The organism is uncultured Rikenella sp. (assembly GCF_947628055.1).
GTDB lineage: Bacteria > Bacteroidota > Bacteroidia > Bacteroidales > Rikenellaceae > Rikenella.
The window spans coordinates 1-11,064 of the sequence record NZ_CANQYJ010000080.1 but is presented as its reverse complement, the minus strand read 5'-3'; the positions used below and the strand labels follow the sequence as shown (position 1 = coordinate 11,064).

Below are 11,064 nucleotides of genomic sequence, written 5' to 3'. Positions count from 1 at the left end.
CTTTGTGAACAAAGAGAACCAGAAAAACTTTTTGAGATGCTAACGCATCTCTTGAGCCTGCCGGGTACCCTTGTTTTCGATTCTCTTGGGGTGTGAGCAATAGCGGGCAATTGAGTACTGTACTTTATGCCCGCTATTGCCACGCCCCAAAGAAAGTGCAATGCAAGAGGACTGCGGAGCCTAAGGAGTAGCGCAGCTATCTGAAAGTTTCTTTGGTTCTTTCTTTTCAAAGAAAGAACAGTCACTCACAGCACAGTGCAAAATAAACCTACGGTTCCGAACAGGGATTCATCAATCCGCACGCCTATTTAAGACGCACCGAAAAGGAAAAGTTTAATCGATTGTGGATAATTTTTCAGCGAAAAGAGACCTCGGAATGAAAAATCGCCCAGGAAAGAGGCATTTTCGGAAATAAACGTATAACTTTGTATAAATGTGTTAACCGATTCACAGTAGCAGTTCAAAACATCCATACAGACCCGCTTTGCACACACGAATAAATAACCCAAATACACTTTAATCATGGCAGAAGAAAAAGCGACGAAGCTGATGGCCGAATTCCCGCCAGTTACCACCGAGGCGTGGGAGGAAGTCATTGCCAAAGACCTGAAAGGGGCCGACCGCACCAAGAAATTGGTGTGGCGGACACTGGAGGGATTCAACGTCGAGCCGTACTACCGGGCCGACGACATGGCCGACTTGAAACATTTGGGCACCCGGCCGGGCGAATTTCCGTATGTCCGGGGCGTCAAGGCCGACAACCGCTGGCGGGTGCGGCAGACCATCGAGGTGGGAGACGACCCGGCGGCGGCCAATCGAGAGGCACATGATGTGCTGATGAAAGGAGTCGATTCGCTCGGCTTCGTTATTAAGAACAAAGAATTCTCGGCCTCGGACCTCGACACCTTATTGAAAGGCATTACGATCACCGCGGTCGAGCTCGCTTTCAGCGGGTGCGGCGTTTACCGGGCGGCGGAACTGTTTCTGGATAAGATCGTTGCGGAAAAGCTCGACCCGGAACAGGTGTTCGCCGTTTTCGGGATCGACCCGCTTATGAAACTTTCCAAAAAGGGATCGTGGGGATGCTCGGCGCCGGACGGAGCCAAGCAGTTCGGACGGATCCGCGAATTGCTCGACCGGGCGCCGCAGTACAAACGCATCCGGATGATGACGGTGCACGGGACGCTGTTCCACAACTGCGGCGCGTCGGCGGTGCAGGAGCTGGCTTTTGCTTTGAGCATGGGACACGAGTATGTGGTGCGGCTCACGGATTTGGGGATGGATGTCGATCGGGTGGCGCCGGCCATCAAGTTCGACTTCGCGGTCGGCACCAACTACTTCATGGAGATCGCGAAGCTCAGGGCGGCGAGGCTGCTGTGGGCGAATATCATGAAACCGTATAACCCGAAGCGGGGATGCAGCTCGAAACTGCGGGCGCATATCCAGACCTCGGCGTGGAACCAGACGGTCTACGACCCGTATGTCAATATGCTGCGGGGGACGACCGAGGCGATGAGCGCGGCGGTCGCGGGGGTGGATTCGATCGAGGTGCTGCCGTTCGACCACGCTTATGAACAGCCGACGGAGTTCAGTTCGCGGATTGCTCGGAACGTGCAGCTCTTGCTGAAAGAGGAGTCGCATTTCGACCAGGTGACAGATCCGGCGGCGGGTTCGTACTACATCGAGGAGCTGACGGCGTCGATCGCGGCGGAGGCGTGGAAACTCTTCCTCGCGGTTGAAGACTTGGGAGGGTATACGGCGGCGTTCGAGGCAGGATTTATTCAGGATCGGGTCGAAGAGACGGCAAACAAGCGGGATCACAATATCGCAACGCGGCGGGAGGCTCTGTTGGGGACGAACCAGTTCCCGAATTTCAACGAGACGGCTCCGGCGGAGATTACGGCGGAGACGGTGACGCGGGGGGCGAAGCGCTGCCACTGCGGGTGCAAACATGCGGATCGGGAGCCGGAATACCGGCCGCTCCGGCCGTACCGGGGGGCGATGGCGTTCGAGGCGATGCGCCTGCGGACGGATCGCAGCGGCAAAGAGCCGAAGGCGTTCATGCTGACGTGCGGAACGCTGGCGATGGCGCGGGCAAGAGCGCAGTTCGCTTGCAATTTCTTCGCCTGTGCGGGGATCCGGGTGATCGACAACACGTTCTTCGCATCGGTGGCCGAAGGGGTCGAGGCGGCGAAGGCGTCGGGGGCGCGGATCGTGGTGGTCTGCTCGTCGGACGACGACTATGCGACGCTGGCGCCGGAGGTTTTCGAGGCTTTCCGCGGAACGGATGTCATCGTGGTGGTGGCGGGTGCGCCGGCGTGCCAACCGGAACTCGAAGCGGCGGGTATCTCGCATTTCATCAGTGTCCGCAGCAATGTCCTCGAAACACTCGAGGGATACCTCAAAGAATTGGGTATTTAATCGTTCTGTTTTTCTGTAACCGTTCTTTGGGCTGGTTTGAGGGAACTGTTCTCTTTGTGAACAAAGAGAACCAGAAAAACTTTCGGGAATGCTTGCGCATTCCATGACCGTTCTTAGTGAATAGTGCTCGACTTACTTTTGGGCTGGGGTAATGGCGCGCTAATGGTTTGGCTTGCAAAAAAGCGCGCCATTACTCCCGGCCCAAGAAATAGGCCGCAGGACTCTTGACTACGGCAGCCCATGCGATACGCCAGTATCGCCGAAAGTCTTTTGGGTACCTTTTCTTCAGAAAAGGTACGGTACCATACAGTAGCCAAACACAGGGTTGCAAAAAACAGAACCCATAAAAGACAAATTGTATGAGAGCAAAATTTTCAGATATAGCCTACTCGGCGGCAAGTTCCGCCGGAGCGAGCGGCAGCTGCGGCTGCGGCGCGAAAAACAAAACATGCGGCGACGCGCCGGTTTGGATGACACCGGAACATATCGCCGTCAAAGGGACATACACCGCAGACGACCTGCTCGGGATGGAGCACCTCAACTATGCCGCCGGGATCGCACCATATCTGCGGGGGCCGTACTCGACCATGTACGTGATGCGGCCGTGGACCATCCGGCAGTACGCCGGATTCTCGACCGCTGCGGAATCCAACGCCTTTTACCGGCGGAACTTGGCCGCAGGACAAAAGGGATTGTCCGTGGCGTTCGACCTCGCGACGCACCGCGGGTACGACGCCGACCACCCGCGCGTGGTAGGGGACGTGGGGAAGGCAGGAGTGAGCATCTGCTCCGTTGAAGACATGAAAGTCCTCTTCGACGGGATTCCCCTCGACAAAATGTCCGTCTCGATGACCATGAACGGCGCCGTGCTGCCGGTGCTGGCATTCTATATCGTGGCAGGCTTGGAACAAGGGTGTACGCTGGAACAGCTCAGCGGAACCATCCAAAACGATATTCTGAAAGAGTTCATGGTGCGCAACACCTATATTTATCCGCCGGAATTTTCGATGCGCATCATCGCCGACATTTTCGAGTACACCTCGAAAAACATGCCGAAATTCAACTCGATTTCGATCTCCGGCTACCACATGCAGGAGGCCGGAGCGACGGCGGACATCGAAATGGCGTATACCTTGGCGGACGGGTTGGAATACCTGCGCACCGGGGTCAATGCAGGGATGGACATCGACAGCTTTGCGCCGCGGCTGTCATTCTTCTGGGCAATCGGGATGAACCACTTCATGGAGATCGCCAAGATGCGCGCCGCGCGGATGCTGTGGGCCAAGATCGTCAAACAGTTCAACCCGAAGAACCCGAAATCGCTGGCACTCAGAACCCACAGCCAGACTTCGGGGTGGTCGCTTACGGAACAAGACCCGTTCAACAACGTGGCCCGGACGGCGATCGAAGCGATGGCGGCGGCACTGGGACATACGCAATCCCTGCACACCAATGCGCTGGATGAGGCGATCGCGCTGCCGACCGACTTTTCGGCGCGGATCGCGCGGAACACGCAGATTTACATTCAGGAAGAGACCAACATCTGCCGCAGCGTCGATCCGTGGGCAGGCTCTTACTACGTGGAGTCGCTCACCAACCAGATCATGCACAAGGCATGGGCATTGATCGAAGAGGTCGAATCGCTGGGCGGGATGGCCAAAGCGATCGAAACGGGCGTGCCGAAGATGCGGATCGAAGAGGCGGCGGCGCGGACGCAGGCCCGGATCGACTCGGGCGAACAGACGATCGTGGGGCTGAACAAATACCGGCTCGACAAGGAAGACCCGATCGACATTCTGGCGGTGGACAACACGGCGGTGCGGGAGTCGCAGGTCAAACGGCTGCAGGAGCTGCGGGCCAATCGCGATCAGGCGGCGGTGGACCGTGCGCTGGCGGCCATTACGGAGTGCGTGCGGACGAAGAAGGGAAACTTGCTGGAACTGGCGGTCGAAGCGGCGAAAGTGCGCGCGTCGCTGGGCGAAATCTCGGATGCCTGCGAGGTGGTCGTGGGCAGATACAATGCGGTGATCCGCTCAATTTCAGGTGTTTATTCGGCAGAAGTGAAAGACGACGACAAGTTCGCCAAGGCCAAGGAGCTGTGCGAACGCTTTGCAAAACAGGAGGGGCGGCAGCCTCGGATCATGATCGCCAAACTGGGGCAGGACGGCCACGACCGGGGAGCGAAGGTGGTGACGACAGGCTATGCGGACATTGGGTTCGATGTCGATATGGGGCCGCTGTTCCAGACGCCGGAAGAGGCGGCGAAACAGGCGGTGGAAAATGATGTCCATGTAGTGGGCGTGTCGTCCTTGGCGGCGGGACACAAGACGCTGGTGCCGCAGATCGTGGCCGAACTCAAACGCTTGGGACGGGAGGACATCGTGGTGATCGTGGGCGGGGTGATCCCGCACCAGGACTACGACTTCCTCTACCAAAACGGAGCGGCGGCGATCTTCGGGCCGGGGACGCCGGTCACGGACGCGGCGATCAAGATTCTCGAAATCCTGCTCGACGAATAGCATCGTCCCTTTCCGCAATCGTACGCCGGTGCGGCCTGTTTGACCCAGGCCGCACCGGCTTTTTTTACAGCGAAAACCGTAAAAATTACTTTTCTCGCATACCAAAAACGGCACCGAATCTGTTTGTATAAGTCAAGACCGGCAGCAAAATACTTGATGTTACGAATTATTTGTATCTTTGCCAAATTGTTGCTCCATAAAGAAAGAGAAAACGCGAAAACCATCCCCTCGGGGCTTAAAAACGGAGGATAACGCATGAACAGAATCTTTACCGCACTGATGCTCACAGCCGGCATGGGAGCCGCGGCCGTTCCCGCCGCCGGACAGAAAACCGTGAACATCGCATTCGGCAACTTCGACCACTGGGTCGTGCGCGAGATCAAGGAATCGGGAGTGATCGGCGGCAACGTCCGCTACCTGTACGAGGTCGCACCCGACGATACCTTGCGGGGCAACATGCCTTACCGTCGCAATCCCCAATCGCCGTGGGGGACTTCCAACGTGCTGGCCAAAGTGAGCGGCATCACCAAAGGCAGCGTGACCGTGTTCCCCGAACAACGCGGCACAGGACGCTGCGCCCGGCTCGACACCAAATTGGAAACCGTCAAGGTGCTGGGAATGATCAATGTCACAGTGCTCGCTTCCGGAAGCATCTTTTTGGGCGACCTGGTCGAACCGGTCAAAGACACCAAAAATCCCATGGCCAAACTCAACCACGGCGTGCCTTTCACCGGCAGACCGACGGCGCTGGTCATGGACTACAAATACCGCACCGACGGATCGCAGAACCGCATCAAGGCCACCGGCTTCAGTTCGCAGAAAACCGTGCCCGGACAGGATTACGGCGACGTGATCCTGCTGCTCCAGAAACGGTGGGAAGACGCCGACGGGAATGTCTATGCCAAGCGCGTGGGAACTGCCAGCGAACGGTTCGGCACCAATACCCCGAATTGGGTGAACGGGCATGCCGTGCCGGTGCTGTACGGCGACATTACCGGAAATCCCGCTTTTCAGCCGCAGATGGGGCTGGTGCCGGACGACCGCGCCTACTGGTGCCGCAACAGCAAAGGCGAAATGGTGCCGATCCACGAGACGGGCTGGGCTGCGGCGGACGAACAGCCTACGCACATGATCCTGCAAATGTCATCCAGCCACGACGGCGCCTACGTGGGGACGGTGGGGAACAGTCTCTGGGTGGACAACGTGAAGCTCCAATACTGACCTTTACTTCTTAGCGAACTCCACCGATGAGCCGATTCCGCCAATCCTGTCTGCCCCTTTTTCTTTTTGCGGTCGCCGCGGCCCTGACATGCACCGGTCGGGCTTCGGCGGCGCGGCCGGCCATTCCGCCGGCCGATACAGTCTCGGGACTCTCTGTCGGGACGGATACGACGACCGGGATCGCCGCAGACAGCACGGCCGCAGCTGTGACCGTTGCGGACACCCTGCCGAAAAAACTGACCGGCTGGCAGAAATTCAAACGCTTCTTTACGGAGTCCAACCAGCCGAAATACAACCGGAAGAAGTTCGACTTCAGCATTATCGGCGGGCCGTTCTATTCAAACGATGTCAAGGTAGGGCTGGGGTTAGTGGCTTCGGGCCTGTATCGCCTCGACCGTAATGACACCCTTTCGCAACCGTCCAACGTCTCGCTTTTCGGATCGGTGGCTACCTCCGGATTCTATATGGTGGGGATACGGGGAAACAACATCTTCCCGAAAGACCGCTACCGGCTCGATTACGTGCTTTACACCTTCTCGTTCCCGAGCGCATTCTGGGGGATCGGGTACGATATGGCCGTGAACGACGCCAACGCCAGCCGGTATACCCGCAAGCAGAACCAGGTCAAAGTCGATTTCCAGTTCAGAATCGCCGACCACCTCCATATCGGGCCGGTGGCCAGCTTCGACTACGTGGACGGTCTGCGGTTCGACCGGCCGGAGCTGCTGAACGGGCAAGACCCGTCGGTACTCAGCTTCGGCATGGGTTTTGTGCTGAACTACGACTCGCGCGACGTGATGACCAACGCTTACGAGGGATGGTACGTGCGGCTCGAGCAGTACGCCAACCCGAAATGGTTGGGGAACAAATACGCCTACGGGCGCACGGACGTGATCGTGGACTATTATCAGAAGCTGTGGAAAGGGGCCGTGCTGGCATTCGACTTCCACACGCAGCATAACTACGGAGACGTGCCGTGGACGATGATGGCCAAGCTGGGCGGCTCGTACCGCATGCGCGGCTACTACGAGGGCCGGTACCGCGACAACAACCTGACCGAGATACAGATGGAGCTGCGGCAGCACATCTGGCACCGCCACGGGCTGGCGGCATGGGTCGGCGCGGGAAACGTATACAAGGATTTTAAAACTTTCCGCTGGGGCCATACCCTGCCCAACTACGGGATCGGCTACCGGTGGGAATTCAAGAAAAGGGTGAACGTCCGTCTCGACTACGGCTTCGGAAAAGGCCAGAGCGGCTTCCTCTTCCAGATCAATGAAGCATTTTAAACATATCGTCAATCGGCTCGGAACCCGTTTTTCCGACCAGCGGACATACTACTGGATTTTTCTGGCGGTGCTGTTAGTGCCGAACCTGTTTCTGTGCTGCACCGAGCCGCTTCCGTTTTTCGGCAGACTGGCTTTGATCTTGGTGCCGGGGGCGGTGTGGATGGCCGTGCTGACAGCGAGCCGCAGGCCGGGGATCGTGATCTGGTGCCTGCTGCCGATGCTCGTTTTCGGGGCATTCCAGTTAGTGCTGCTCTACCTGTTCGGGAACTCCATCATTGCGGTGGACATGCTGCTCAACGTGGCGACCACCAACTCGGGCGAGGCGCTGGAGCTGCTGGGCAAGCTCGCGCCGGCGATCGTGGGGGTGGTGCTGCTCTATGCGCCGACTTTGATACTGGGGGTGATGTCGATCCGGATCGACGATCGGCTGACAGGGGCTTTCCGGCGCCATAACTTGGGCAGGGCCGGCATCGTCTTCCTCGCGGGCGTGGCGACACTTTTCGGGGCACGGGTGCAGAACTCCGAATACCGGGCCCGGCTCCACCTCTGGCCGGTCAATATCGGCTACAACCTGACACTGGCGGTCGAACGGTGGGAGCAGAGCGAACGCTATGCCGAGACTTCGCGGGATTTCCGGTTCGGGGCGGTTTCCCATCGGGCGGACAGCGTGCGGGAGGTCTATGTGATGGTCGTCGGCGAAACGGCGCGAGCGCTCAACTGGCAGCTCTACGGATACGAGCGGGAGACCAACCCTTGCCTGTCGAAAACCGACGGACTGGTGTGGTACCGGGATATGCTGACCCAGGCCAATGCCACGCACAAGAGCGTGCCGATCATGCTGAGTGCGGCATCGGCGGAAGACTACGACATCCTTTATACCCATAAAAGTATTCTGACCGCTTTCAAGGAGGCGGGATTCCGCACGGCGTTCTTCTCCAACCAGCTGCCGAACCGCTCGTTCATCGACCATTTCGGGGCAGAGGCGGACACCACCGTGTTTCTGAAAGCCAATGCCCAGGCCAAAGGCGAGGAGTACAACCCTTACGACGAAGTCTTGCTGCGGAGCGTGGACAACCTGCTGGCGGATACCGCGGTACGGAAACTGTTCATCGTGCTGCATACTTACGGCTCGCATTTCGACTACCAGGAACGGTACCCGGTGAATGACATCCACTTTCGGCCGGCCAGCTACGAGTCCGTGACGCGGGAGAATCGGGATATACTGGTCAACGCCTACGACAACTCGATCCGGACGACGGACAAACTCTTGTACGGCATCATTTCGCGGCTCCGCGCGCAGCCGAACACGGCGGCGGCCATGCTCTACGCATCGGATCACGGCGAAGATATTTTCGACGACCGGCGGAACCTGTTCCTGCACGCTTCGCCGATTCCCTCTTATTATCAGCTCCATATCCCGTGCGTGATGTGGTTTTCCGCGGCGTATGACGCGCTGAACCCGGCGGCCCATGCACACGCGGCGGCGAATGCGGATAAACCGATGACCACCAATGTGATTTTCCATACGCTGCTTTCCGTGGGAGGGATCGAAACTCCGTACCGGAACGATTCGCTGGCGGTGACCTCGCCGTTTTTCACGGTCACGCCGCGCCACTACCTGAACGACCATAACGAGCCGGAAACGCTCGACCGCGTGGGGCTCAAACCGCAGGACATCGAAATGTTCCGGCGCATGGGGCTGGAATACCCTGCTTCCCCGGCGGACAAGGCTATGCGGAAATCGAAATAAATCGCTATATTTGTTTGTTTTCCGATCGGGATACCATGAAGCTGCGCCGACATATCGCTTTCTTTGCCGTACTGGTGGCCAGCACGGTGCTCTTCGCGCATATCTTCATCCCGCATCATCATTGCAGCGAAGACCTTTCGGTCTGCTCGCCCTTGTTCGGCATTCGGCACCAGGCCGGCGGTCTGGCCCAGACATCGGGAGATCAAACTTCGGACGGATGCGACCTGTCTCATTCGGTTCCTTCGCTGTCGTTTCTGCTGCGCAATCCGGTCGGCGATTCTGTGCAGACCGGTTTCGACCTTTTTTCCACTCCGTTTCTTCTTTGCGATAACCGGATCGAAATTCCGGAACCGAATTCGGATACCTCTATTCTTTTCGCCCGGGCCGATCGGGGAGGGGATTCGTTATGGACACCCGATTCCTCGTCGGGAAGGGCTCCTCCAGTCGTTTTATAGTTTCGATCCGCACCGCTTCGGAAAGAGGCGGCGTATGTCTTTTGCAAAACTGTAAAACGAGATTTTTCCATGAAATTTCCATTGATATTGCTGTCGGCGCTCACCGCGCTGACATGGGCCGGATGTGCACCCCATCCGGCGGACGACGGTCATGACCACGACCACGGAGCCGAAAGCCACGGCCATGCGGCCGAAACAGCCGGAAAAGAACATATCGACGAGCCGGGCGTGATTGCACTCGGCGACGAGCAAGCGGCTGCGCTCGGTCTGACCTATGAAACGGCGGCCACAGGGCCGTTCGCTTCCGTGATTCGCACCGGCGGCGCGATCGAAGCCGCTCCGGGCGACCGATCGACCGTGACGGCCACGACATCGGGTATTGTCGGCTTTGGCGGCCGCCGGCTGACCGAAGGGACGCACGTCGTCCAAGGGTCGCCTCTGTTGGTGCTGGGTTCCTCCGGCATGGTCGGAGACAACTATCCGCAGCAGTTGGCCGATGCCCGGGCGGAGCTGGCCAAAGCGGAGGCGGACTATGCCCGGGCGGAGACGCTTTCGGGCAATAAGGTGGTCAGCGGGGCGGATCTGGAGGCGGCCGAACTGGCCGTGGACGTGGCGCGCCGTAAGGTGGCCGTCCTTTCCGAAAATGCCACCAAGGGGGGTAAAAACATTGTCGCGCCGATCGGCGGTTACGTCACGTCGCTCCTTGTGGGCGAGGGGGATTATGTCGCGGCGGGCCAACCGTTGGCGACGATTTCTGCCAACCGGAACTTGGTGCTGCGGGCCGACGTGCCGCAGCGTTGCTTGTCGGAGGTCGCGGAGGTGCGGACGGCCAATTTCACGATGCCTTACGACGGCAAGAGCTATGATCTTATGGAATTGGGCGGCCGGCTGATCGGTTCGGGCCGTGCGGTGGCGGCGGGATCGCCGACGCTGCCGGTGCGGTTCGAGTTCGACAACCGGGTAGGGCTGACGCCGGGATCGGTGGTGGAGGTTTTCCTCAAGGGGGCGGTGCGCGAAGGGGTTCTGACGGTGCCGCTGTCGGCTCTCACGGAGGAGCAGGGGGCGCACTATCTCTATGTGCGTCTTTCTCCGGGCCACTATCGCAAGGTGCCGGTTCGACTGGGCAGCTCGGACGGGGTGCGGGTCGAGGTGCTCGCGGGTCTCGCGCCGGGCGAGGTGGTGGTGACCGAAGGGGCTTACTATGTCCGTCTGGCTGGTATGTCAACTGCTATCCCGCACGGCCATTCCCACTAACTTTCTTTAACTGTTCCTTTTTTTCTGTAGGCTTTATTGTACGTATTCGGGATGGAACTGTTCTCTTTAACTTCGCTTCGCTCGTTTTCCTCGCGCTATCTCGGCATAGTCCGCAAGCGGCCTCTGCTCTCGAAACGCTGCTCGGTTGTGAACAA

Annotated in this window: 7 protein-coding genes; all 7 read left to right on the top strand. The window is 58.6% G+C overall.

Translation table 11 applies throughout. The features are described 5' to 3' along the window. Nucleotides 1–522: 522 nt before the first annotated feature. The 7 genes from Q0Z93_RS07760 (at nt 523) to Q0Z93_RS07730 (ending at nt 10,909) form a co-directional block, all read left to right on the top strand. On the top strand, nt 523–2,421 hold the full coding sequence (locus Q0Z93_RS07760) for a methylmalonyl-CoA mutase family protein (protein WP_298064353.1): 1,899 nt from the start codon (nt 523–525) through the stop codon (nt 2,419–2,421). Nucleotides 2,422–2,780: 359 nt separating this feature from the next. Further along, on the top strand, nt 2,781–4,940 hold the full coding sequence (gene scpA, locus Q0Z93_RS07755; RefSeq protein ID WP_298064352.1) for a methylmalonyl-CoA mutase: 2,160 nt from the start codon (nt 2,781–2,783) through the stop codon (nt 4,938–4,940). 255 nt (nt 4,941–5,195) lie between these two features. Further along, on the top strand, nt 5,196–6,161 hold the full coding sequence (locus Q0Z93_RS07750) for a PCMD domain-containing protein (protein WP_298064351.1): 966 nt from the start codon (nt 5,196–5,198) through the stop codon (nt 6,159–6,161). Nucleotides 6,162–6,187: 26 nt separating this feature from the next. Continuing rightward, entirely contained in the window at nt 6,188–7,450 is a 1,263-nt protein-coding gene (locus Q0Z93_RS07745; RefSeq protein ID WP_298064350.1) for a BamA/TamA family outer membrane protein, read from the top strand. Further along, nucleotides 7,437–9,200, top strand: a complete 1,764-nt coding sequence (locus tag Q0Z93_RS07740; protein ID WP_298064349.1) for a sulfatase-like hydrolase/transferase — start codon at nt 7,437–7,439, stop codon at nt 9,198–9,200. The genes Q0Z93_RS07745 and Q0Z93_RS07740 overlap by 14 nt, the downstream gene beginning before the upstream one ends. Nucleotides 9,201–9,235: 35 nt before the next feature. Then, complete coding sequence (locus Q0Z93_RS07735) at nt 9,236–9,655, top strand: hypothetical protein (protein ID WP_298064348.1); 420 nt, start codon at nt 9,236–9,238, stop codon at nt 9,653–9,655. 69 nt (nt 9,656–9,724) lie between these two features. Then, nucleotides 9,725–10,909: an efflux RND transporter periplasmic adaptor subunit gene (locus Q0Z93_RS07730; RefSeq protein ID WP_298064347.1), complete on the top strand. Its 1,185-nt coding sequence runs from the start codon at nt 9,725–9,727 to the stop codon at nt 10,907–10,909. Nucleotides 10,910–11,064 lie beyond the last annotated feature (155 nt).